Genomic DNA, 25,483 nt, shown 5'->3' with positions numbered 1-25,483 from the left:
GACAGGAACTTAGCTATGTTTTCCAGGGTGCTCGTCCGCTGCACTCTCCCCGAGGCCCTCCTCGCCTTCTACCTCCAGGTGCACACCTTCAAATTCTTCTGACACAGGTGCACTACGCAACACCAGAAAACCAGCGATACCGGCGATCACAGAGGCTAACAGAATGCCCGCCTTGGCCTGAATCAACAGATCCGCCTGGGTGCTAAACGCCAGCTCGGCAATAAATATCGACATGGTAAAGCCGATACCGCCTAGTAATGCCACCCCAACAATATGTTGGAAGTTCGCCGATTTAGGCAGCTTGCCCCACCCCAACTTCCAGCCAATCCACGTAGCACCCACGATACCCACCAACTTACCGATCACCAAGCCGGCAATAACCCCCAAAGTAACAGGGTTAATCACCGCAGTAGTGCTGGTAAAGCTGTCGAACGGAATACCCGCATTGGCCAGGGCAAAGATGGGGATTACCAGGAAGCCCACCGGGGTATGCAACCGGGTTTCCATGCGCTGCAGGGGAGACTGTGCCAGGTTCACACCATTACCCAGAGCCATGACTCGAGCACGCAAAGCATCATTGGCAATAATCTTGTCTCCCGGGCGGAAGCAGCGATCAAAGCTGCGAATAATATCTTTTACAAAAGTACTGAACGCCACCGGGTCATATTTAGGTTTGGCAGGCAATGCCATAGCGGTAATAACGCCGGCAATGGTTGCGTGAACACCGGCCAGGTAGAGTTCATACCACAACAAGACCCCAACAAAAACATAAGCTGGGGAGCGGCGCACACCGGCAGCCTTTAACAGCCACATAATCACCACCAGGCAACCCGAAGCAATCAGCGCAGTCAGGTTTACCTGTTCGGTATACCAGATTGCTATTACCAGGATGGCACCCAGGTCATCCACAATGGCCAAGGCCACCAGGAAGGTTACTACCGCCCGGGGCACCCTGTTACCCAGTAACGCAATACACCCCACTGCAAAGGCAATATCTGTAGCCATAGGGATACCCCAGCCACGCTCTGCCTCACCGCCAGAATTAAAGGCGCCGTAGATCAGGGCCGGAACCACCATGCCACCAATGGCTGCCATTACCGGCAATACCGCTTGGCGCAAGTCGGAAAGCTCGCCCACCATAAATTCGCGCTTCAATTCCAGGCCTACCAGAAAAAAGAAGATTGCCATCAGGCCATCATTAATCCAGTGATGAAGGGAAAGAGAAAACTCCCACTCCCCTGCACTAAGGCTGATAGGCATATGCAGCAGGTGTTTGTACGCGTCTTCCAGGGGGGAGTTGGCAATAATCAGTGCAGCCAGCGCAGAAAGCATCAGTAAAATGCCGCTGCTGCTTTGTCGATGGATAAATTCTTCGAAAGGTGTCACCAGGCGCCCAAAGGCCCCTTCTAAAGGCGCTTCAAATACCTTTCCTTTACGAATCTTGAACTTATCCAAAACGCTTTTTGCCATCGACTGACGTCCTCCTACCTAAAGACTAGCCCTACAAAAACGAGGGCCGCACTTCTACCTACGGGAGCCAGAGGTTAGCATGGCCACTGTATTCTTAACCATATTGACAGGATTGCATTGCAGAAGATGACCCGATTGGACCAATTGCTCGTAAAGAGAAAACTCGCCAATTCCCGCACTCACGCCAAAAAGCTGGTTGATACCGGCAGGGTCATGCTATCTGAAGGCGGCCCCCTGGAACTAGCACGCAAAGCCGGGCAATTAGTCAGTGACGATTGTTCCCTTAATGTCACACCGTTACCGGAAGATCAGTATGTCTCCCGTGCCGGATTAAAGCTGGCAGCCATTCTCGATCACACAGGCTTAAACCCAAAGGGGTGGCACGCCTTGGATATCGGCTGTTCCACCGGCGGATTCAGCGACTGTCTGTTGCAGAAAGGCGCAAAATCTGTCGTAGGAATAGATGTTGGTCAGGGCCAGTTGGCACATAAACTCCTGGTGGACCCACGTATGCACCTGTTTGAGGGTATTAATGCTCGCCACCTGAAAGCCTCTCAGATAGCTCCCTATGGGGACGACGGGTTTGATACCATCGTTATGGACGTATCCTTTATTTCCCAAACATTAATACTGCCGCAGCTACCCACTCTTTTAAAACCAAAAGGCCAATTGTTGACCCTGGTAAAACCACAATTTGAAGTTGGTCCCGAAGGTATTGGTAAAGGGGGCTTGGTGCGCAATACAAATCTCTACCCACAGGTGCGCCAGAGAATCACACATTTATGTGATGAACTAGGACTTGAGATCAAAGAATACATTGACAGTCCAATTAAAGGTGGCGATGGCAACCGGGAATTCTTACTTTGGGCAGTACATAGGGAAATATGAGCGAAGAGAACTGAAAAAAGTTTAATATTACTTTACGCCAGGGCCATCATATTTTGAGGGCCTTGACAATTTCGTTTAAAAATTAAAATTTCCAAATAGATCTTAGATACTTACCATTTAGAGTTAAGGAATATCTCTATATTCCTCTAAAAACACTCCCTCCTTTAATAAAAACTATTTATTACTATCACAATTTATAAATGAACACGTAATAAATGCTCCCTATCCTGCGCACATAAAACAACGGCCCGGATAACTCCAATGAAACGATTAATCTTGTTGTGTGCATTCTCCAGTTCATTGCAAGCAGCTCCACTGACTAACTACAGGATAATAGATGGTGACACAGTTCACGGATATATTTCTGGTGAATATGTTGAGATACGCCTTCAATGTATTGATGCACCAGAAACCTATCCCAGTACGCAAACGTATGGCCCAGAGGCTACTCAAACCCTGAATTATTTATTGTCATTTGGCTCTGTGGATTTCCAATCTACAGGGAGAGATCAGTACGGCAGAGAAACTGGCTATCTGTTTGTAAATGGGTACAACATCAATCAAGAAATGGTCGCAAGAGGAGCCGCTTGGAATTATGTCTACTATTGCGGGGATAAATTCGAGATTGAGCAAGAGTTTGCATACTACTCCAATCTAGGATTGTGGGAAGAAGCAGAAGCAAAAGACCCCTACTGCTTTCGCAAGAGCCTGGATCACGCTTTTTGCTATTACAATCCGGAAAATAATTTAATTCTAGATGATTGACTCACTATAAAATTATCAACGCTAACTAAATTTCACAACACTTAATAAAGCGGCCTGAAGAATTTAATAGATTCTCTACCAGGCCGCTAAAACTATAAATTTTATATAACTCTACATTTGAAATTTTTGGAACAAGAATTGCTCAACCTTTGCTTCAGCTATTCTAATTCTTGCGGGCTAATTCTCAAAATTAAATGACGGGGCTTTCCATAGTACCCTAAAGCCTACTTCATATCTCCTTTGACTATATAGGCTTCAGCCAAGCTACTCAACACTTTGTAAGTTTCTGAGTATTCAGCATTCAACTTAAGGAACTATATTGCCCTATCAACATCACCCCAGAACCACTTATTGCATAACCGACTATAACAATAAAAATTGATAACATCCCCCATTAGGAAAAAATTTCCACAAAGCACTTTCATACATTCTCAAATATCTGTCAATATTGCTCACCAAAAAAACCTGGCCTGACTGTCAATCATATAACCTTTAAACAGGTCTTAATTCGCTATAGAAACCAATAACGGACATCGTGGAATACTTTTCTTATAAACCATATATCACAGAATCAACATACAGACCAATAAATTCTGAGACATGATTTCCCTTGAGAAATACATACTTATTCATTGAGATGTAGCTATACATAACTTGTATTTATCAAGTGGCTCACTTCATACAAAATCGGTACATTTCTTCAGTAAAACCTGATCGCCCTACCATATACCGGGAACAATCGCAGAGTAAACATTAAAAGTCTTGGGGAATGAATAAAAATGATAGATAGCTTAAAACCTTGCAAATAAACAACCTGCTAGGACTTGCCATCCTGAAGTCGGACAACCTTCATTAATCTCAGTAATACCTAATGCTCCATTTCGATATCCAACATAGTTAATCTGCAGCCTATTTGGTGAGCTATCTCTTACTCATTCCTGGCTTATAATTCCAACAAGAATCATTCCAGGAATAATTGGAGTAGTATCAGAGGCCATTTGTTTAACCGTGCCAGTAAAATAGGAAAGAAGCTATTTAAATCTACATCAAGAAACTAAAGAACTGGATATTTTTTCAATTCACCTTTCCGATAGGAAGTGAGTGGAGGTACCCAGCACTCCCGCTCCTCATTCAAAACTTCCAAGGTAATTACTTTGTGCTTATTTAGCGTAATTTCGTTAGAATCAACGCCTACACTAAAAAATGCAAGTAGGTCAATTAAATAATTGACCCTCACCCATTTATCCCTCACTCTAAAAAAACGCCTTAATTGCCATGAAGCATCTGACTACTCTAATCAGGATAGTAGGATTCACCTAGCCCAGAAAGGACAACCAATTCCATGGCAACCATTGCTGCCGAAAGTATAAACATGGTGGAATCGATTCGCTTATCCATTACTACGTCGTACTTATCGATAATATTACTTTTGTTAACTATTAGGGCCCTATTTTCCCTGATCTGCGACTCAACTATAAAAGGCAATAATGTGTCCTGTTTTGCCCAGGTCTTCACTCTCTCAGTAGAGTCAGGAAAGCCTGCAACCTTTTCCCCTGCACCAAAAACTGCCCATTAGCCATTTTAATGTTGTCATAGATTCCAGCCAAATTATCGAGTATTTGTTTATTCGGGGCTACATCAAATAAGGTTCCATATCCCCCGCCAATATAAATAAAGCTACAAAAAACATAAAGACTACTATCTTAAACTAGCAAGATAAATTTCTTTAATGCTAATACCTATACCCTTATCATTTAAAACATTGACTTCGACTAATTTATACTAAATGACAATTCAGCCAAGACTTTTCCAGCCAACCTCATTAAATAAAAATCTCACTCGCTCCCGGTACTTCGCCTAACTAAACAAAGACTAGGAGTAGATATCCGCCAAGGTTAGTCAGTGCATATTAGAGCTCATAAGAAAGAAGCTAAACTACTTATCTTTCATCCACGCCAAAAAGGCGAGTCGTGCAATGATCAAGGTAACTATAAGAAGAGTGCTACTGATTATCTCACTGCTTCTACTTTTTTGGCCATTCAAACTCTATGCATGCTCCCGGGTTGCCTGGAATACCGAGCAAGGTGTTTTTGCCGCCAGATCAATGGATTGGGGACATTCTTTTGAGGATATTCTTTATATAAATCCTCGAGGCATGAAGATGATTGGTGAGGATGGCCATAACCCCGCCAAATGGACTTCAAAATATGGAAGTGTTGTACAAAGTATTATTCCCTATGCCCGCCAATATGGCTTCTCAAATAATGACGGTGCTACCGACGGAATTAACGAAAAAGGTCTAACGGCACATATTCTATATCTTGGAGCAACCGGCTACGCCAAACCAAATAATACGCCAGGGGTATCCTATATGCGCTGGCTGCGTTTTATTCTCGATAACCATGCTACAGTCGCAGATGCTGTCATCGGGATGAAAAATATACGCATATCGCCAGTGAAAGTTGGTGGCGAAGTACTTGGTGCACATATGGCAATAGAGGACCCAAGCGGTGATTCAGCTATCTTCGAAATAATCGATGGTAAATTAGTTGTACATCACGGTAGGAAATTTTCGGTTATGACAAATGACCCACCTTATGGATGGCAGCTTCAAAACCTGCCTTTTTACCAAGGCTTTGGAGGACTTAAATCTGTTCCAGGAGGGATTGATGGCGCTGACCGTTTTGTTAGATTATCTTACTATCAACACAATCTACCAAAACCTGCCAATGATATTCAGGCAGTCGCTTACCTCCTAAGTGCTATTCGCACTGTGGCCGTTCCTTTTGGCGCACCTTACAGTCGCCCCAATCAGGAAGAAGGGCCTGAAGAACCAGCTACTTACCCCACTTGGTGGCTTTCGGTGATTGATTTAAAACGCCGAATTTACTATTTCAACTGGGTTAAAAATCCAAATATTGTTTGGGTAGATTTACATGGAATTGATTTTTCAAAAGGCACAGGAAAGCGGGTTGCCGACCCAAAGAACCCCCAATTGGTTGGAGATATCACGAAAGTATTTCAGCCACTAAAAAAATAAACAGAAAGAAATACAAGATGTACAAGTTAACCCGAAAACACCATTTAATATCAAACACTCGGTCCGACATTCCATATGGTCTTAATTACAGCCAAGATTTTACATACTTTGATGTAAATCTACTTCAACATGTACATCCCCTCACTTTCAGGGCTGCTTAGCTTAAATCCAAACTTCTCGTATAGCTCCGGTACATCCGCCATAAGAGTAATATAAGCTGAAGGCATGGCCTCCCGATCCAAATAAGACATCATATACCTCATCACCAAGCGCCCTAAACCTTGCCCCTGGTACTTTGGATCGACAGCAACATCAACAATTTCAAAATTCAGGGCTCCATCCCCTACTACCCGCCCCATAGCAATAGTCTGTGAGCCTATTTTGATGTGGATGCCATACAGGCTATTGGGCAAGCCTTTTTCCGCAGCCGCTCTGGTTCTCGGGGTAAGTCCAGCAACTTCCCTCAAACGAAGAAAGCCTTCAACGGGAACCACGTTCTCTACCACTGTATACATAAATATCTTAAATACCCCTTAATAAATCACAACACTTAATAGGTCAGCTAATCCTCGCGAATTTCTGTAACTATTTCCGAGTTAACAGAATTGGCAATAAAACACTGTTTATGTGAAAGATGATGGATTTTTTCCAGCTGCTCCCTACTGGGCTTCTTATTTCCAAAAAAACGCACCAGGGGGCGCAGAGTAACCTTGGTCATTGCCAATTTGCCCTCCTTATTCGTATCCATTAGACCAACTGCTTCATCACGATACTCATCCACCACAAAACCTCGCTTGGCAGCAATGGCCAGGAAGAACAGCATATGGCAACTGGAAAGTGCAGCGACAAAAGCTTCTTCCGGATCAACATTCTCTGCAACCGAATATGGAATGGGAACCACATGAGGGGAGGAGGAAGCCGGGACGGACAGGCCACCATCAAATTGCCAGATATGAGCGCGACTGTATTGATTATCGGTAAAAATCTGGTCGTTGCGCTGCCAGACTACTGTGGAAGTGTACTCAGACAAAATCTCTCTCCTTTTATCCAGGGCACACAATTTCTGTTCTTACAGATAGAGTCTTTCTCTGCTATTTTGACTGATTGTCTGAAATCTACGGGCTTACTCGGGGACTTCCAGAGAGGGCAGCCAGTTGGCAGGTATCTTCGGTGATCATTTCCAACCTGGGGTCAGGGCCGGGCACTTAGGGACAGAGGCCGCAGAGCGGCCCCAGAGGTGCTATCACTCAGCATCCAATTGCTGGTCAGTACGTGCAGCCATAATAAAGTCATTCTTGTGCAGGCCCTTAGCCTCATGACTCCACCAAGTCACAGTAACCTTACCCCATTCGGTAAGCAACGCGGGGTGGTGCCCCACCTCTTCCGCAATAGCACCAACACGGTTAGTAAACGCCAGAGCCTGCTTGAAGTTACGGAACTTAAACACGCGCTCCAGTTGCATGATGCCCTCTCGGGTCATTGGGGTCCAATCCGGGATCTGACGCAGCAATCCAGGAAGTTCGTTATCACTGACCAGGGGCGCATCTGCTCGGCAGGCTTCACATTGTTGTTGGGCGAGTTCGGTCATAAATGAGTCCTCAACACCTTGTTTATTATCGGCTATTTAGCGTGGGCTCCACTCTAACCGGGGCTCCCCAACGAAACAAGCACACACTCAAAAAAGGCATTTTATACGGTTTTAACACGCCAATATGAAACAGCCTGCTAAAAGCAGCGGGGTAAGCCACTGTTGGAGACATTTGGTGCCGACCAGCCGCAGCAACGCCATCAAGTGTGTTAATTTTTGAACAGCCCCTAGGTATTAGAAGCCCAGCGAAGCAAGGACTCTTATGAAAGCCCTTTTGTGTATGTTGATATTACTGTCATTCCTCTCAACTAGTGCCTGCGGTCCACAGAGTCTGGATAAGAACCGTATTACCCCCCCGGAGTCCGAAACTATCGCAGAAATGCGGGCTGAGACAGAGCTGACTTTCCAGCAATTGAGTGAACAGTTCGTTAATGGGCTCTGGCGTCTTTTTCCGTCCTGGGCTGTTCGTGAGGGCTACTATGATGTCGCCACCCAGATACAGGTACCCAATAAGGCCTACCGGAAATACTTGCTGGATTTTGCAGAGACTTATGAAGAAAAGTTTAATGCACTGAACATAGATCAGCTGAGCATCAACGCACGTACTGACTTGGCATTGATCTTAAACTTCCTTCTGCGTTTACAGTGGGAATATACCACCTTCAAATCTTTTGAATGGGACCCCTCCAATTACAATGTTTCTCATCCTTTTGCACTTATATTGAATACGGAGTATGCACCTTTAGAGCAACGCTTACGAACTTTTAGTACTCGTATGCGCAAGGTACCGGAATATTATCAAGCTGCTATGCATAACATCCGCAGGCCCGCCGCCCCTCAACTGGCACTGGCTATCCAGCAAAATGAAGGGGCCATGGAAGTGTTCGGTGAAGAGACAGAAAAGAAAGCAGTAAACAGCCAATTGTTCGACGATGAAAAAGCAGTTTTCCAACAGCGCCTGGAAGTAACTCGCGAGGCTATCCAAGGCTATATTACATTCCTGAAGAAACTACAAAAAAAACTGGAAAAAACTGGAAAATTCCGCGATTTTCGTATTGGCGAAAAACTCTACGAGGAAAAATTCAATTTTGACATCCAGATTGGTATAAGTGCAGCCGAACTTTACGAGCTTGCAATGGAAGAAAAGATATTAGTTCGAGATAAAATGCTAGAGCTATCAGAAAAACTCTGGCCCAGATATTATCCTAAAGAAGCCCCACCTTCAGATAAGCAACTCAAGATCCAAAAGGTACTAGATAAACTATCCGAACACCATGCCACAAAATATACTTTTAAGGAGAAGGTTGAACAACAAATTCCAGAATTAGCCACTTTTGTAACTAAGAATAACTTGCTTACACTGGATAAAGGCAAACCTCTGATTGTACGCACCACTCCACCTTACCTTCAAGGTTTTGCTGTTGCCTCCATCAATGCTCCTGGACCTTACAATAAGAATGCCATTACCTATTACAATGTAATGCCTATGGCACAGCTCAGCGACAATCAAGCTGACAGCCTGCTACGAGAATACAATAACTACACCCTGCAGATCCTCAATATCCACGAGGCCATCCCGGGACACTATACTCAGTTGGTTTATGCCAACCAATCCCCCAGCCTTATAAAAAGTATTCTAGGTAATGGAGCCATGATCGAGGGGTGGGCTGTCTATGCTGAGCGTATGATGTTAGAAGCTGGATATGGTAATTTTTCTCCAGAATTGTGGCTGATGTATTACAAGTGGAACCTGCGCACTATCACCAATACAATCCTGGATTATGAAGTTCAAGTAAAAGGCCTTAATGAAGCCGATGCACTTAAGCTGATGATTCAAGGCGCATTCCAACAGCAGGCTGAAGCTGAGGGCAAATGGCGGCGAGCCACCTTGAGCCAAGTACAGTTAACCAGTTACTTCGCGGGTTACACTGACATACTTTCTCTGCGTGATGAAATAAAGCAGAAACTCGGGAAAAAATTTAATTTAAAAGAATTTCACGAAGAATTTCTCAGCTTTGGTAATGCACCTGTACCGATAATTCGAGAGCTAATGTTGACCCAGCTGGAGGAGACGGGATCTATTTGAACCAAATACGTTTTAGAGCTCTAACTCTCGTTCTTCTGGCAATACCCAATAGATTCCCAATGAAAAGTACCCAGCAAAAAATCAAACAGGGGGATAGTCAAATTAAAGTTACATTGATTCATCAAGTTACGTTGATGATGTATACGATGTAGTTGAGCCAACTCACGCAGAACGGGAACTCGATGAAACCAATGATCCAGAGGCTGGTGGTATCCCAAGTGCAACAATTCATAACCCAAATGATTTACTACAATAGTCACAATCAAGAGGTAAGCAGCATCCATCGACAAGAAAATAGAAAAAAAATACCCTAAACTCGGGGCTATCACTAAAGCAAGAGTTGCCGTTAAGTAAGTAGGGAAAAGTACTATCCTCCAGTCTCTGGTAGTATCAATTGAAAACAGGGGCGGAGAGAAAAAACTGTGATGATCCCCAGTATGTCTGCGATAAAAAACTCCTGCAATTCTAATTTTTTTATGACCAGCCCAACGATGACTTGCGTATTCAGAAAAGTTATATAGAACAACTCCTACGGGGATCACTAATAACTCCCAAGGTTTTAACATATCCAACTGAAATATGCAGTAAATACAAACTCCGACGCCAATAGCCAGAATACCCGATAGATGAAACCACCCGCTGTAACGGCTCTTCACTCGTGCCCGGTACCCGGCTCTGAAAGTAGCCGCATCGTGATTGATCGACATATCTGCTCCTTTTTATTAGAGTTGGTATTCCGTAAAACTATATAAACAATCAGAATCAGGCTGTTTGATCACATCTCTCTAGAAGTGATGTAAAGGGTGCCTCTCATCAATTGCATTAGCAAATTTAAGAATTTGATTGACCAGAAATATAATCAGGCGGATGATTGAATTCTAATAAATAATAATTAACAGCATTATTTGTGAGATTGATAATGTCGAGTCATCTCAGATCAATGGACTTGAATTTACTGCCTGTATTTGATGCCCTGATGGTCGAACGTAACCTGACTAGGGCTGCAGTAAAGCTACACATGAGCCAACCTGCAGTAAGTGCCGCTTTAAAGCGCTTGAGATCCACCTATAACGATGCCCTTTTTATCCGCACCGCAAAAGGGCTACGCCCTACCGAGCGTGCCCTGTCACTACACCCTTCCATTCACACCGCTCTTGGAGCAGTGAGATCCAGCTTTCAGCAGCTCGACTTTGAACATCATGAGGCAGAAAGGGATTTCTCGATTGTTCTACCCGATGTGGTGGAAACCCTTATGATCCCAGGACTCAGTGCCTGGCTACGAGAGTATGCACCTGGGATAAGGCTCACAATATTGCCTGACGAATCAGAGATGACTTCCAGAATGGTAAGCAATGGTGAAGTCGACTTAATTATCGATTATTTACCATTAGAATCTCCCAATTACAGCAGCCTGATTATTGCCGAAGAGGAATTGGTGGTGATCGCAGGAGAGCATAATGAGAAGGTAGGAAAATCCATCTCTGAAGCGGATTTTCAATCAATACCACAAATATCATTGCTGAGGGGAAGCCCCGTAGGCTCACCGATGGAGAGGCTGGCCAGACCGAATAAATTGCAGCGCAATATTTGTCTGCGTGTCCCACACCTATCCTCCTTTCCTCATATAGTCGCCACCACCGATTTAATTGCCGTTGTACCCGCAAGGATGATGAAGTTCTCTCATTACCGAGCACTACCTGTTCGTACAATTGAGCTGCCTATGGACTTCCCCAAGGTCAGCCTGCAGCTGATTTGGCATAAGTCACAAACCAATAACCCCGCCCATCGCTGGTTAAGAGAAACCATTTTGCAGCTTTACCCAGAGCTGGGTATGTAGAGGCTTTTGGAGTGTGCTGCACCAGGATGAATCTAATTGAGGCATTAGGTTAGGCTTTTACTATGCCTGTTTACAGTGACTAGCTGAGAAGACAACCTAGTCCCGCCAAACTTAATCCCTAAAAGCTTGAAGACAAAAAAAGCCGGGAACCTCGCGGACCCGGCTTGTATAAATTGAGGCAGCCCTTAGACGACGCCCTCCTCAATTTTTGCCTTCCAGATCAACGGTCCAGTGGTATGCACAGACTCACCCTGGCTATCGACAGCTACGGTTACTGGCATGTCCTCCACCTCAAACTCGTAGATGGCTTCCATACCCAGCTCCGGAAAAGCAATTACCTTGGAGGCTTTAATCGCCTGAGCTACCAGGTACGCTGCGCCGCCCACAGCCATCAGGTATACCGCTTTATTGTCACGAATCGCTTCAATTGCCACTGGGCCACGCTCTGCCTTACCGATCATCCCTTGCAGGCCAGTCTCTTCGAGCATAGTGCGCGTAAACTTATCCATACGGGTCGCGGTAGTTGGGCCTGCGGGGCCAACCACTTCATCCCGCACAGGATCTACCGGCCCTACGTAATAGATAAAGCGGCCAGTCAGGTCCACTGGCAGCTTCTCCCCTTTCGCTAGGATATCCACCATTTTTTTGTGAGCGGCGTCGCGACCAGTAAGCATCTTGCCATTCAGTAGCAAGGTTTCACCGGGCTGCCAGCTCTGCACATCCTCTGCAGTGACGGTATCCAGGTTGACACGGCGAGTGTTGCTGCCAGCTTCACGAGTAATTTCCGGCCAGTCTTCCAGCTTCGGCGGAGTCTGGCACGCGGGGCCAGAGCCATCCAGAGTGAAGTGCGTATGACGAGTAGCGGCACAATTGGGAATAATCGCCACTGCCTTGTTAGCTGCGTGAGTAGGATAATCCTTAATCTTTACATCCAGGACAGTGGTCAGTCCGCCAAGCCCCTGAGCACCAATACCCAGTTTGTTTACGGAATCATATAACTCCAAACGAAGCTCTTCAGCACGGCTGGAGGCGCCGCGCTCTCGCAGCTCCTGAATATCGATAGGATCTAGGAGTGACTCCTTAGCCAGTAACATGGCTTTCTCAGCAGTACCACCGATGCCGATACCCAGCATGCCCGGCGGGCACCAACCAGCGCCCATCTGCGGCACCATCTTCAAAACCCAGTCCACTACGGAGTCAGACGGATTCAGCATGGCAAACTTGGTCTTGGCTTCACTGCCACCCCCCTTGGCCGCTACGTAAACTTCGACAGTATCACCGGGTACAATCTCGTAGTGGATAACCGCTGGAGTATTGTCACCAGTGTTTTTACGCGCGCCGTCAGGGTCATCAAGAATAGAAGCTCGCAGCACATTGCTGGCATTCTTATAGGCACGACGCACACCTTCGTTCACCATATCGGTGACACCCATTTCAGCGTCCCAGCGCACATTCATGCCCACTTTCAGCTTCACGGTCACAATACCCGTGTCCTGGCAAATGGGACGATGGCCTTCGGCGCACATACGTGAGTTGATCAGTATCTGTGCCATGGCGTCCTTGGCCGCCGGGTTGACCTCTTTCTCATAAGCCTTGTTCAGGGCCCGAATGAAGTCCTGTGGGTGGTAGTAAGAAATAAATTGCAGCGCGTCAGCCACGCTATCGATCAGATCATCCTGGCGGATAGTGGTCATACCCAACTCCGATTAACGTCTCAAGGCCGGCGATTCTACACGAAATGTAGGGTTATAGACCGGTTATTGATTTGGCAAGGGACTTGTTGATTTATCAGGGCAATAAAAAAGGGCGAACATAGGGTTCGCCCTTTTTTATTTCTCGCAATGCCTACATAGATGAGGCAGTTGGCTCGCTGGCCTGCAGGGAGCGAATTGCATCGCGCAATTGCACCAGATCTTTATTAACAGAGCGTCGATAAGCGTCGATAGACTCCACAGCTTCCTCATTAGCGCCGACACGCATAGTCAGGTCACTGCGCACAGAAGCTAGTTGTCGTTCCAAACGCGAAATTTTATCCGTCATCTCGCGCTTGCTGTCGGTGTTACTCTTGCGCAGCTCCGACAATGCAGTTTCAACAGCGGCAATCTTCTTCACACTGGCATCGAGGCTGCCCAGCTTGGTATTGAGTGCAGCAACCTGCTTCTTATTGGCTGCAACAGCTGCTTTATTTGCAGTGATACTCTTGCGGTTAGTATCGTAAGCAACACCCCAGAGTTTACGAATCTCAGAGGAGTTCTCTTTGGCTTTAGCATTTAGCACCTCAACAGATGCCGTGGATTCCTCGTCAGAGAGATTAAAACGCTTCTCCAGCTCGGCAATCCGGCTCTCCGCATCGGCAATACGGTTTTCGGCATTAACCAATTGAGTACGGCTCTCTTGCCACTGCTGGTAGAGAAAACCTGAAGCGGCAAGCCCGCCCATTGCGAGGACAAGTGCACACATACCGAGGAAGGAAAAACCTCCGCGGCGCTCTTCAACAATAACCTGCGGTTCAGTCGCCGTCTCACTCTCTCTTTGTGACCGTGGGTCCAGTGCTGGTTCAATAGCGGCGCTGCCGTCCAGTGTGGGCTCTCTGCGTTGCATGTATTAATACACCCGGTAGCTAAATCTGCTGAATTCGGTACCGGCTGGTTCAAAACAGCCCAGCCAGGTACCGGTAAATCGAATACTATGTGGCAATCAAAGCCAAGACAGATTCGTCGAATTCTGCGGCAGTTATACCAAAAATTGACGAAAAAGTAAGCGGCCACTGGTAAGAATAGACGACAGTCGCACACTGTCATCAATATACCCCCCCCTTGAGTTCGAGGAAATCGTCCCAAATTCCCCTATTCAATCGCGCCGGCTTAATTCTGGCATACGGCGCGTGTAGAATGCTCTCACCAATAACCCGAAAACAAAGGAAGGAAGACACCATGGCTTTCGAATTGCCCGAACTCCCCTACGCGATGAATGCCCTGGCCCCACATATCTCCGAAGAGACTTTGGAGTACCACTACGGCAAACACCACAAAACTTACGTAGATAAACTGAACGGCCTGCTGGAAGGCACCGCTGATGCTGACAAATCCCTGGAAGAAGTCATCAAGTCCTCCTCTGGTGGTGTATTCAATAACGCGGCCCAGGTGTGGAACCACACTTTCTACTGGAACTGCCTGAGCCCCAACGGCGGCGGCGAAGCCACTGGCGCAATCGCTGAAGCTATCACTGCCGCTTTCGGCAGCTTTGAAAAATTCAAAGAAGAGTTTACCACCAGTGCCGTTAACAATTTTGGCTCCGGCTGGACTTGGCTGGTGAAAAAGGCTGATGGCTCAGTTGCAATCGTGAACACCTCCAATGCAGCTACTCCACTGACCGAAGAGGGTGTAACTCCCCTGATGACCTGCGATGTGTGGGAACACGCTTACTACATCGACTACCGCAACCTGCGTCCGAAGTACATGGAAGCCTTCTGGAATCTGGTGAACTGGGAATTTGTAAACCAGAATTTCGCTTAATCGCGAGTTCACCTAAAAAGCGGGCCCTGTGCCCGCTTTTTTATTTTTGGTCAGGGCGCAACTGTGACACCGAAGTGGAGGGAAACTGCCTCTGGCCAAAAGCACCACAAGTGCGCACAATACCTTCTACTGTGCGCTTTGGAACTGCAAATTCCATAGCAACGAAAACCTAGAGAATGCCACTTGAGTGGCACAAAGTAGCAACGAACCTCCGAACACTGGGAATATGCTCATGAAGTTGAAACCGACCCTGATCGCAGCTGCCATAAGTGCTCTTGTTATCAGCGGCTGTGACCGCGGCAAACCGAACACAGCGGAGCAGAATATGACCGCTCCTGCAGCAGAAAGCAAAGCCTCACAAGACACCACTACCGAGGTAAGCCAGGAAGCCATCAAACAGGTTAACCAGATGTTCGAGGACTTCTTCCAGGAGCATCTTTCCCGCAGCCCAGAATTCAAAACATTCCTGGGCAAAAAAGAGGACTACGATAAGTGGGACGACCTCTCCCCGGAATTCGCCAAAGAAACCCTGGAAATTGACAAGCGTCAGCTGGCTGAACTAAACAAAATTGACCCCAGTAACCTGGACGAAGCCACCCGGCTGAGCTTGCGCTTGGCCAAGCGTAACCTGGAACAGGATATCGAGGGCTATAAGTGGCGCAACCACAGCTATCCCGTCAACCAGATGTACGCCACACACACCAGTGCGGCCTCCCTACTTATTAGCCAGCACCGCATTGACGATGTAAGTGATGCTGAGGCTTATATCGCGCGCCTGAATGCAATGCCCAAGTACTTCTCCCAGTTGGAAGAGAAACTGAAAGCCAATGCTGAAGCTGGCACCATTGTACCAAAATTCGTATTCCCCTACGTAATCAGTGATTCGCAAAACCTGATCAATGGTGCACCTTTTAACGGTGATAAAGACAGCCCTCTGTTTGCTGACTTTAAAGGCAAAGTAGAAAAACTGGATATTGGCAAAGAGCAGAAACAAGCACTCATCGACAAAGCCAGTACCGCGCTGAAAGAGAGCACGGGCCCCGCCTATGAAAAACTGATCGGCTATTTGCAGGAGCTTGAGAAAAAAGCCACCACCGACGACGGCGCCTGGAAACTGGCTGATGGTGAGGATTTCTACAAATTCCGCCTGGGTGTATACACCACTACCGACATGACTGCTGATGAAATCCATCAGACAGGTCTCAAAGAAGTTGCACGTATCCACGACGAAATGCGTGAGATCATGCGCAAAGTAAAGTTCGAGGGTAACTTGCAGGAATTCTTCGAATTCATGCGAACCGACAAGCAGTTCTACTACCCCACTACAGAGGAAGGTAAGGCGGAATACCTGGAGAAAGCCACCGCTATTATCGACACCATGAAGGGGCGTTTGGATGAGCTGTTTATTACCAAGCCCAAAGCTGAACTTGATGTAAGAGCTGTTGAGCCATTCCGTGAAAAATCTGCCGGCAAAGCCTTCTATCAGCGCCCTGCTCCAGATGGGTCCCGTCCCGGCATTTACTACGCCAACCTCTACAACATGTCAGATATGCCCACCTATCAAATGGAAGCACTGGCTTACCATGAGGGTATCCCCGGCCATCATATGCAGCTCTCTATCGCCCAGGAGCTTCAGGATATTCCAAAATTCCGCAAATACGGTGGCTACACGGCCTATACCGAGGGCTGGGGGCTCTACTCAGAGCTGGTTCCCAAGGAACTGGGTTTCTATGAAGACCCCTACTCTGACTTTGGTCGCCTAGCTATGGAGTTGTGGCGCGCAGGCCGCCTGGTTGTGGATACTGGCCTCCACGCCAAGAAATGGACTCGCGAACAAGCCATCGACTACTTGGTGGAAAATACCCCCAACCCAAAAGGCGATGTAGTTAAGGCTATCGAACGCTATATCGTCATGCCCGGCCAGGCGACCGCTTATAAAATCGGCATGCTCAAGATTGTCGAGCTGCGCGAGAAATCCAAGGCAGAGCTTGGTGACAAGTTTGATGTTCGCGGCTTCCACGACACTATTCTAGCCAATGGTGCAGTGCCACTTGATGTACTGGAAGAGCTCGTGAATGAATGGGTCGCACAAGTGAAAGCGAATAGCTAGCTTCATATAACAAAAGTAACTCCAATAAAAAGGCCGCTCATTGAGCGGCCTTTTTATTTTATGGGTACGAAAAAGCATTACCCTTTTTTCATTGTGATCCAGCTGTCCACCTGCTGCTCAAGCACTGCCAATGGCAAGGCTCCATTAGTTAAGACCACGTTGTGGAACTGTCGAATATCAAAGTCGCCACCCAATTTTTCACGGGCCCTTTCACGCAGCTCCAGGATTTTCAACATTCCTGCTTTATAAGCCAGGGCTTGGCCCGGCATCACAAGATAACGTTCAATTTCAGTGGTAACCTCAGTTTCTGTCATACCAGTTTTTTCCACCATATACTCGATTGCTTCCTCACGACTCCAGCGTTTGTGATGCAAGCCGGTATCCACAACCAATCGCACAGCACGAAACATTTCCGCCTGCAGTCGACCCAGGTCATCATAGGGGTTTTCCTGGAAACCAGCCTCCTTCGCTACCTGCTCAGCATAGAGGGCCCAGCCTTCGGCATAGGCAGTAAATAAACCCATTTTTCGGAAAGTGGGAACCCCCTGTAATTCCTGGGCTATCGCCAATTGAAAATGATGGCCGGGAACAGCTTCATGATAGGCCAAAGTGCGCATGCCAAACTTCTTGGTTTCATGAACATCTCGCAAGTTTGCATAAAATACACCGGGGCGAGAACCATCCATAGCCGGGGGATTATAATAGGCGCCGGGAGCCCCCTGCTCCTTAAATTCAGGCACACGACGAACTTCAACACCCATCGCCGGCTTTATATCAAAGTAATCTCCCAAGCCCGTATTTACCTCATCAATCATCGCTTGATAATCGGCTATGATCTGCTCACGCCCCTGATCAGAATCCTCATAGAGGAACTGGGGGTCATTATTAATCCCCGCGAAACGCTCACTGATACTGCCGCTATCCTGGCCTACCGAGGCGAAAATTCGGCTCATCTCCCCTTCAATACGAGCAACTTCCTCAAGACCAATACGATGCAAATCCTCCGGTTTCAAATCAGTGGATGTATGACTGCGCACTTGGTAAGCGTAAAATTCATCACCATCCGGTAATGCCCAAACCCCATTATTTTCATAGACCTGTGGTTGCAACTCACGGTAATAAGCGATCAGGCTTTTATATGCAGGATAAACTTCCGCATCAATCAAAGCCTCACCCCTACCCAGAATACGTGTGCGCTCCTGCTCCGGTAATCCTTCAATTTTCCCTAAGCGCTCTTGCAAAGAGGTAAAGAGGATATTTTCATGAGCAGGAACAGCAATAAAACCCTGCATCTCCTCCAATACACTATCGATAACAAAGCGAGGGGGTAGAATTTTTTTCTGTTCACGGATTCTTAACCCGTCAAGCACCTGGGAGAACTTTCTATCAACCTCGCTTAGCCGGGAGAGATAATACTCTGCCTCTTTGACATTATTGATCTGGTGTACTTCGGCAAGAAATTCGGGCAAGCTATTTTGTACCCCAAACATCTGGTTAAGCGGATAATTATGATGTTTCCACCGCTCTCCCTCCACCATATTGCCAAGAAAGTGAGCAAACACATCGTATGAAATTGCCTTCTGCCCGTTTAGCTCCCCGCGGTTATACCCCTGCAGCACTGCCAGCTCATCTTTAATCATTTGCATCTGGCGTTGCTGTTCTTCTTCAGAAACATCATCCAGGTGAGCATTGTGCCCATCGATACCAAATTGCTCCAACACCCGCAGTTGGGAGAGAATCTCTGGACTGGTGCTGCCGAGCTTAATAAAAGCACGCTCGAAATACACATTGATAGACCAGGGTTTAAAATAGATCGCATTGACAGCAAAGACCGATACTGCTACAACCCCGAGTAATAGTATCCCGCCTAACCATTTGGATATCCTTTTTATCATTATCTTCTCCTCCTAACTTGTGACTCCATTCTCACTCTATAATGAGGTCTGGCACAACCGCTCTGGCTTTTTAGTGCGACGAATAAGTAGAATTGAGCGACAAAACACCAACTGAAAATCAATTTAGGTAAGTAGCCACTTGAAAAGCCCCGACTTAAATAAAACCCAACTGGCACCAAGGAACAAGTAATTTGGCAATCAATATGTAAATATTGATAACATCAATAAGAGTTAAACAGCTAAATAAAAGCAATATTCAGAAATACCAGGCCATACTGTCTCTAGACAATAACCTTCTTGAATTTTTCACTCAGAAAAAACAATCAAAAGAAACTAAAACCCCAAGCCACCCAACATATAAGAAAGATGAAAAAAAGACCCTGAAAAAAATCTAATAACTTGAAACAAAAGAAATTAATATATCAATTGCACCTTAACCAAGAATCCAAAAATTAAATTTTAATAGGGGATTCAAAATCACTGGGCTTTAACGCTAGGAGAGAGCAGCTAACTTTTTGTAAGATATTCTCTGCGGTATTACCCATAATAAATCCAGGTATTCCTGCGCGCCCCACCGTTCCCATCACCAACAAATCAAGCTTTTCCTCATCGATTAGCAGCGGGATATAGTTATCAGGATGGGCAATCACGTGATGGACCTGTATGTCTCCACCAATGCCCGATGCACGGATCAGCACATCCAGCTTCGAGCGATGTTGGGATCGCGCGGCCTCGGTAGCCTGATCCAATTCCTCTTCAGAAGCACTGAGCGGAAAATGGCGGCGCAGATACTCATCCACGTCATAGTCCCAGCAGGAAATTACATGTAGGGTGCCACTGCAGCTATCCGCCAATACCCTAGCCCAGCGCAACAGGCGAATTGCCAGATCATAAGTACTAGCCGCATCGGTCTCTGGGTCTATTGCCACTGCAACCCGAATATCAGTGTGAGTACGCTCTATCGGCCGACATAACCAAACCGGACAAGGGCATTTACGTAATAATTCCATATCAATAGCTTTAAAACCCTTACGCTGGGTGCGCCCTTCTACATTCTTAATGACCAAGTCATAGCCCCCGGTAAGAACCCGACGAATCACCCGTTCGGCGGGGCGTGGACCGCAGTCAGATTCTATTTCCAGTTTTACCTGGTCCTTGGGCAGGTTCATCCTCTCCTGGGCTGAAGCAATCTCCCCCCTTACCCGCTCCAGCATGGCCTTTTCACACAACTCACCAAAATCCTCAAAACCTTCAGGTACTGCAGGGCACACCAACAAAACCTTAATATCCGCATGGTTATTGCGAGCAACTGCAAATGCCTGCAATAAGCCGCTACTTTCATCTTCCGCAGCGTGACTCACATAGAGGATTCTATGAACATTTGGCATATCAATCTCCTCTGGCTGTGAGCCTCGGAAGTAAGCAGGGACAGCAATTTACGCACGAGCCCCAAGGCCGTCACCACTTGATATTGTGGGGCGAGGGAAAATCAAAGAAAAAGGACCAATAAGGGCATCTGATGGATCTGAGAAAAGATCCGGGAGTAGAATATTTTTGTAGATAAACTACCGGCGCAGTGTGGCGCCGGTCAATCCTCTAACCAATTAGATATCCAGCACTTGCTTCACAAAGGGGATGGTGATTTTGCGCTGTGCCATCAGGGAAGCTCTATCCAACTGCTCCAAGCACAGAAATAAGGCCCGGGTATCCCTAGGGGCGCGGTGTAATATGTATTGGGCCACATCCTCAGGCAAATCAAAACCACGCAAGCGGCTGCGCCTGCGCAGTGCAGCTACCTTATCCTTATCGTTCATGGGTTGTAGCTGGAATACCAGAGCCCACTGAAGACGTGACTGCAAGTCCGCGAGGGCAATGTCCATCCCCCGGGGGGACTTACGCGCCCCAAGCAACAGCTGCCTGCCACTATCCCTAACCCGATTGTATAGGTGGAACATCGCCGTCTGCCACTGTGGCTGCCCCTCCAAAAGGTGCAGGTCATCAATACAAACCAAATCCAGCTGCTCAAGGCCATCCAAAAGCACCAGAGGGTCCATCGCCATCAGCTCAGCCATAGGCAGGTATTGGAACGTACGACCATTGGCCTCGGCACTTTGGCAGGCCGACTGTAACAAATGGCTGACACCACTACCGGCCTCCCCCCAGATATACACTGCCGACTCGGGGTTCTGCCCACTTGCAAACGACTGAAGCATGGCTACAACCTGACGGTTGGGGTCCATCTCAGACAGATAGAAGTTATCGAAAGTGGCATCGTCCCGGAGGGAGACGCCCAGTGGCAACTGCTGCGGAATACTCATCTCAGTCCCAGCGATAACGCAACGGATTGTCAGCACTGCCCAGTGGGGCACGGTTTCCACTCAGGTCGATGGGGTCCCCGTGGCCCTGTGCCCTCAATTTATGGTTTAGTGCTAGGGCATCACGTAAATTGCGCATCCCCACAGAGGTGACCAAGGCCAAGCGCGCTCGATCGCTCTCTACTGAGAGCAGCTGAGCACTGCTCACCTGAGCCAACCCCTGCAGGTAAGCCAAAGCTTCGGTATAGTCGGCAAAACTACCAACACCAGACAGTTCAACAATCACAGCTCCAGATTCAGCATCCTGTCCTTCTGGGCGCACCGCATAGCGCTGGGCTAACAAGTTAGCCATCTGGTTAACCCCTCGTAAGGCCACCTCTTCCAAAGAACCACCATTACTGTCGAACGCATAGCTGCGCCCACCGTGTAACAGCAGCCAATCTGCCTGCCAGCGGCGGCCGGAAGCCTGCAATAGGCGCCCCATCAGAGTAGCATCGGGTCGGTAGCGAAAACCCGCACGTTCGGCAGCTGCCTCGTCTTGAGCCCAGAGGGACCCTAAAGGCATATTGCGCTGATCGTTGAGATCCATCACCGGGAAATCCAGTGGAACGCCCCGCTCTATGGCCATAGCGTCAAGCACAGAGAATAATTCTGGAGCATCTTCTTCACGCAGGACACTGCGGCCATCTTGCAGTGTATCTACGGCCAGCCAGACTAAAGTGCCTGGGCGGTTATTTGGCCACATAGGTAAACCCAGCTGGTGAACTTGCCTGGAGACAGCCTGGGGGTCAAAAGAGAGATGAAGATAAAGCTGATTGTTCTCGCTAGTGTAGCGATAGCCCTGTACTAACTGTTGAGCCTTTGGCAGGAGCGATTGCAGATTGGGGTTACTGCCAATAGCGGCATCCCCTGTAACCCGCACAAATACCCGCTCGAGTCCCCGGCTACCCGCAGCCGCACGGTCTGTAGCGCCACGACTGGGCACGGTTTCAACCACTTCGTATAGATCCGAGATAACTCGAGCCTGGACTGGCAGGCTTAGCGCACCGAAAAGCAGTGCCAGTAACTGCAACACCAATCCCTGCCGGAGCAGCTTGTGCATAGGATTTCTCTCCAAACCTCATTCCACCCCGTGAGCTTGCACGAAATTGTTATTGATGCGCAAGACGCCAAAATCCACGGTTAGGATAAAAATTGGGGCTATTGTATCAGCGTCGGCGACTTCTCTCAGCCCCGAGTTCTCACTATTCGTGTATTTCAACAGGCCAACATGGAGATAAATTCCATAATCGCCTAATGAGATGCCGCCAGGGCGTGGCTACTGAGGCAAGACCCGGCTAGAATACGCGCCCTTCGAATACCCACCGCAGGAAGAATCATGAGCGATTCCAAGCCGCAATCCACTCAATCATCCCTCTCCTATAAAGATGCCGGAGTCGATATCGACGCGGGTAACGCCCTGGTAGAGCGCATCAAACATGTAGCCAAACGCACCTCCCGGCCAGAAGTAATGGGCGGCCTGGGCGGTTTTGGCGCCCTTTGCCAATTGCCCTCTGGCTATAAAGAGCCCGTATTAGTTTCTGGCACCGATGGTGTGGGAACCAAACTACGCTTGGCAATGGACTTGGGTATCCACGACAGCATCGGCATTGACCTGGTTGCCATGTGCGTCAACGACCTTGTCGTCGCAGGCGCTGAGCCCCTGTTCTTCCTCGATTACTACGCTACCGGCAAACTCAATGTAGATATCGCCACTGAGGTAGTCTCTGGAATTGGTAAAGGTTGTGAGCTGGCCGGCTGTGCACTGGTAGGTGGCGAGACCGCCGAGATGCCAGGCATGTATGAGGGCGACGACTACGACTTGGCCGGATTCTGTACGGGAGTGGTGGAAAAATCAGAAATCATCGACGGCAGCAAAGTCAAAAGCGGCGATATTTTGATCGGTCTCTCTTCCAGTGGCCCTCACTCCAATGGCTACTCACTGATCCGAAAAGTACTGGAAGTCAGCAGTGCCGACCTGGAAGAGGCTGTTGGCGGAGAAACCCTGGCCAAAGCCTTAATGGCGCCCACTCGTATCTATGTCAAGAACCTGCTGCAGCTGATGAAGAGTGTCCAGGTTAATGCCCTCAGCCATATCACCGGCGGCGGCCTGCTGGAAAACCTGCCCCGTGTTCTTCCTGAAGGGTGCCTTGCGCGCGTTGACGTTAGCAGCTGGGAAATGCCGGCGGTATTTCGCTGGCTGCAGGGCGCAGGCAATATCGACCCACGCGAAATGTACCGCACATTCAACTGCGGTGTCGGCATGGTAATTTGTGTACCTGCTAATCAAGCTGATAAAGCTCTGGAAACCCTCAAACAACTGGGTGAGGAAGCCTTTGTAGTGGGCAGCATTGAAAATGCCGTTGAGGGCTCGGAAGCTGTTGAACTGGCAGGCTTATAATGACTCAGGGTGTATGCAAAGTTACCGTTTTGATCTCCGGCAGTGGCAGTAACCTGCAAGCGCTATTGGATGCCTCGGCAAAAACCGACGCGCCCTTTTCTATCTGCTCAGTTATCAGTAATAAATCTGGGGCCTACGGCCTGACTCGAGCCGCCGAAGCTGGCGTCTCATGCTCAGTGATTGATCATCGGGAGTTCTCCAGCCGAGAGGATTTTGACCGTGCTCTGATTTCCGAGATCGACAGCCAACAAACAGATCTGGTAGTCCTGGCCGGTTTCATGCGCATCCTGACACCGGAGTTTGTACAGCACTACAGCGGGCGCCTACTCAATATTCATCCTTCCCTGCTGCCAAAGTACCAGGGCTTACACACCCACCAGCGCGCCCTGGATGCCGGTGATTGCGAGCACGGCGCTACCGTGCACTTTGTTACCGAAGAACTGGATGGGGGCCCAGCCATCATCCAGGCTGTAGTCCCTATAAAAGATGGGGATACAACAGAGTCATTGGCCAAGCGGGTTCAAGTGCAGGAACATGCAATATACCCAATGGCAGTTACCTGGTTCGCAGAGAAAAGGTTGCATATGCACGGTGATCGCTCCCAGTTGGATGGCGAACTCCTACCCCGTAGCGGAGCCAAACTAAACAGCTGAGACCTGTTATTAGCTGGCGGGGTAAAAGTCCTTCAATGTACTTTGCCAGTCCCGCCGGCTAATATTCAAGGAGACTCAGTATTAGTGGGGCTCAGCCGTGCGTTTTTTAGTTTCCTCTCTATTTCTTTTTCTACTCACCAGCCAAACCCTGGCCAACCAATTAGAACCCTTTAAAGCGACCTATACTGCGCGCTTCAATGGTATCAGCGTCACCGCCACCCGCGAGCTCACAGGCCAGCAGGGCAATTGGCGACTGGATTTCAGCACCAACACCCTATTTGCCAGCATCAAAGAGTACTCCCGCTTTACCAGTGAGAACGGCCACATAACTCCCTACCATTACGAATATCGCCGCAAAGGACTGGGCCGTAATCGCGGCACTGTGCTCAATTTTGAACCAGACAAGGGCATGGTACTCAATGTTTCCAATCCCGAAAGGGATTTGAAAGATGTACCTCCACATATTCTCGATAAGGTCAGCTACCAGTTGCAACTGACAATGGATGTCGCCGCAGGCAAAGAAGACCTCCAGTACGAAATTGCCGATGGCAAGAAGATTCGCAAATACACTTTTGCCCGAGAAGGCACTGAAACCCTGGATACCCCGATGGGGGAAATCGAGACAATTAAAGTGCGCAGGGTTCGGGATGCCGACTCTGCAAGAGAGACAACAGTCTGGATTGCCCCCCAGTGGAACTATGCGTTAGTGAAGCTTGTTCAAAGAGAGGAAAATGGTAAAAAATACCAAATCACCATGACAAATCTATCCATTAATGGAAAAAACGTCAGCTCAGGCCAATAAAAAACCAGTTCCCCGCGAGGCAAAAAAAAATCTATTCATTTGATGGATTTTTGCCTCCTTTCTCATTATAAAGTGACTC

Annotated in this window: 21 protein-coding genes; 10 read left to right on the top strand and 11 right to left on the bottom strand. The window is 47.8% G+C overall.

The window, feature by feature from the left end:
- Positions 1-9 precede the first annotated feature (9 nt).
- Positions 10-1,470 (bottom strand): Na+/H+ antiporter NhaA, encoded by a 1,461-nt coding sequence (gene nhaA / locus ABWV76_RS00485; protein WP_353374945.1) that lies wholly within the window; start codon positions 1,468-1,470, stop codon positions 10-12.
- 126 nt (positions 1,471-1,596) lie between these two features.
- Between nhaA and ABWV76_RS00480 the strand changes: the two genes are divergently transcribed.
- The 3 genes from ABWV76_RS00480 to ABWV76_RS00470 all read left to right on the top strand — a co-directional run bounded on the left by ABWV76_RS00480 (position 1,597) and on the right by ABWV76_RS00470 (position 6,163).
- On the top strand, positions 1,597-2,358 hold the full coding sequence (locus ABWV76_RS00480) for a TlyA family RNA methyltransferase (protein WP_353374944.1): 762 nt from the start codon (positions 1,597-1,599) through the stop codon (positions 2,356-2,358).
- A 261-nt stretch (positions 2,359-2,619) separates the two neighbouring features.
- The gene (locus ABWV76_RS00475) at positions 2,620-3,123 is read left to right on the top strand and encodes a thermonuclease family protein (RefSeq protein ID WP_353374943.1); all 504 of its coding nucleotides are present in this window, start codon (positions 2,620-2,622) and stop codon (positions 3,121-3,123) included.
- A gap of 1,975 nt (positions 3,124-5,098) precedes the next feature.
- Positions 5,099-6,163, top strand: a complete 1,065-nt coding sequence (locus ABWV76_RS00470) for a linear amide C-N hydrolase (RefSeq protein ID WP_353374942.1) — start codon at positions 5,099-5,101, stop codon at positions 6,161-6,163.
- A 119-nt stretch (positions 6,164-6,282) separates the two neighbouring features.
- On the opposite strand, the gene ABWV76_RS00465 is transcribed toward ABWV76_RS00470, so the two are convergent.
- The 3 genes from ABWV76_RS00465 to ABWV76_RS00455 form a co-directional block, all read right to left on the bottom strand.
- On the bottom strand, positions 6,283-6,678 hold the full coding sequence (locus ABWV76_RS00465) for a GNAT family N-acetyltransferase (RefSeq protein WP_353374941.1): 396 nt from the start codon (positions 6,676-6,678) through the stop codon (positions 6,283-6,285).
- 47 nt (positions 6,679-6,725) lie between these two features.
- Entirely contained in the window at positions 6,726-7,193 is a 468-nt protein-coding gene (locus tag ABWV76_RS00460) for an OsmC family protein (RefSeq protein WP_020411680.1), read from the bottom strand.
- 213 nt (positions 7,194-7,406) lie between these two features.
- Positions 7,407-7,751, bottom strand: coding sequence for a 4a-hydroxytetrahydrobiopterin dehydratase (locus tag ABWV76_RS00455; RefSeq protein ID WP_020411679.1), 345 nt, complete (start codon positions 7,749-7,751; stop codon positions 7,407-7,409).
- Positions 7,752-8,013: 262 nt separating this feature from the next.
- On the opposite strand from ABWV76_RS00455, the gene ABWV76_RS00450 reads away from it, so the two are divergent.
- Positions 8,014-9,837 (top strand): DUF885 domain-containing protein, encoded by a 1,824-nt coding sequence (locus ABWV76_RS00450; RefSeq protein WP_353374940.1) that lies wholly within the window; start codon positions 8,014-8,016, stop codon positions 9,835-9,837.
- 20 nt (positions 9,838-9,857) lie between these two features.
- On the opposite strand, the gene ABWV76_RS00445 is transcribed toward ABWV76_RS00450, so the two are convergent.
- Complete coding sequence (locus ABWV76_RS00445) at positions 9,858-10,544, bottom strand: sterol desaturase family protein (RefSeq protein ID WP_353374939.1); 687 nt, start codon at positions 10,542-10,544, stop codon at positions 9,858-9,860.
- Positions 10,545-10,756: 212 nt separating this feature from the next.
- Between ABWV76_RS00445 and ABWV76_RS00440 the strand changes: the two genes are divergently transcribed.
- Entirely contained in the window at positions 10,757-11,674 is a 918-nt protein-coding gene (locus ABWV76_RS00440; RefSeq protein WP_026304906.1) for a LysR substrate-binding domain-containing protein, read from the top strand.
- 185 nt (positions 11,675-11,859) lie between these two features.
- Here the strand turns inward: ABWV76_RS00440 and ABWV76_RS00435 are convergent, their stop codons facing one another.
- Together ABWV76_RS00435 and ABWV76_RS00430 are read right to left on the bottom strand one after the other, a co-directional pair.
- Complete coding sequence (locus tag ABWV76_RS00435; protein ID WP_353374938.1) at positions 11,860-13,368, bottom strand: fumarate hydratase; 1,509 nt, start codon at positions 13,366-13,368, stop codon at positions 11,860-11,862.
- Positions 13,369-13,519: 151 nt separating this feature from the next.
- Positions 13,520-14,275 (bottom strand): hypothetical protein, encoded by a 756-nt coding sequence (locus tag ABWV76_RS00430; protein ID WP_282951285.1) that lies wholly within the window; start codon positions 14,273-14,275, stop codon positions 13,520-13,522.
- 332 nt (positions 14,276-14,607) lie between these two features.
- On the opposite strand from ABWV76_RS00430, the gene ABWV76_RS00425 reads away from it, so the two are divergent.
- Positions 14,608-15,189, top strand: coding sequence for a superoxide dismutase (locus ABWV76_RS00425; protein ID WP_020411673.1), 582 nt, complete (start codon positions 14,608-14,610; stop codon positions 15,187-15,189).
- 232 nt (positions 15,190-15,421) lie between these two features.
- Positions 15,422-17,299 carry a DUF885 domain-containing protein gene (locus ABWV76_RS00420; RefSeq protein WP_020411671.1) on the top strand — a complete coding sequence of 626 codons (1,878 nt, stop codon included), beginning with the start codon at positions 15,422-15,424 and terminating at the stop codon, positions 17,297-17,299.
- Between the two features lie 77 nt (positions 17,300-17,376).
- Here ABWV76_RS00420 and ABWV76_RS00415 read toward each other — a convergent pair whose 3' ends face one another.
- From ABWV76_RS00415 to ABWV76_RS00400, 4 genes are all read right to left on the bottom strand, one after another.
- The gene (locus ABWV76_RS00415) at positions 17,377-19,194 is read right to left on the bottom strand and encodes a DUF885 domain-containing protein (RefSeq protein WP_353374937.1); all 1,818 of its coding nucleotides are present in this window, start codon (positions 19,192-19,194) and stop codon (positions 17,377-17,379) included.
- A gap of 452 nt (positions 19,195-19,646) precedes the next feature.
- Positions 19,647-20,582 carry a universal stress protein gene (locus ABWV76_RS00410; protein WP_353374936.1) on the bottom strand — a complete coding sequence of 312 codons (936 nt, stop codon included), beginning with the start codon at positions 20,580-20,582 and terminating at the stop codon, positions 19,647-19,649.
- A 216-nt stretch (positions 20,583-20,798) separates the two neighbouring features.
- Positions 20,799-21,512, bottom strand: a complete 714-nt coding sequence (hda, locus tag ABWV76_RS00405) for a DnaA regulatory inactivator Hda (protein WP_020411668.1) — start codon at positions 21,510-21,512, stop codon at positions 20,799-20,801.
- A 1-nt stretch (position 21,513) separates the two neighbouring features.
- Entirely contained in the window at positions 21,514-22,611 is a 1,098-nt protein-coding gene (locus ABWV76_RS00400; protein ID WP_353374935.1) for a DUF2066 domain-containing protein, read from the bottom strand.
- Between the two features lie 276 nt (positions 22,612-22,887).
- On the opposite strand from ABWV76_RS00400, the gene purM reads away from it, so the two are divergent.
- From purM to ABWV76_RS00385, 3 genes are all read left to right on the top strand, one after another.
- Positions 22,888-23,949 carry a phosphoribosylformylglycinamidine cyclo-ligase gene (gene purM / locus ABWV76_RS00395; RefSeq protein WP_020411666.1) on the top strand — a complete coding sequence of 354 codons (1,062 nt, stop codon included), beginning with the start codon at positions 22,888-22,890 and terminating at the stop codon, positions 23,947-23,949.
- On the top strand, positions 23,949-24,602 hold the full coding sequence (gene purN / locus ABWV76_RS00390) for a phosphoribosylglycinamide formyltransferase (RefSeq protein WP_282951290.1): 654 nt from the start codon (positions 23,949-23,951) through the stop codon (positions 24,600-24,602). Before purM ends, purN begins: the two co-directional genes overlap by 1 nt.
- A gap of 97 nt (positions 24,603-24,699) precedes the next feature.
- Positions 24,700-25,404 (top strand): DUF3108 domain-containing protein, encoded by a 705-nt coding sequence (locus ABWV76_RS00385; protein WP_282951291.1) that lies wholly within the window; start codon positions 24,700-24,702, stop codon positions 25,402-25,404.
- The last annotated feature ends 79 nt before the right edge of the window (positions 25,405-25,483 follow it).

The organism is Microbulbifer sp. NBRC 101763 (assembly GCF_040371615.1).
In the GTDB taxonomy this organism is placed as follows: Bacteria; Pseudomonadota; Gammaproteobacteria; order Pseudomonadales; family Cellvibrionaceae; genus Microbulbifer; species Microbulbifer variabilis.
This window is presented reverse-complemented; position numbering and strand designations above follow the sequence as displayed.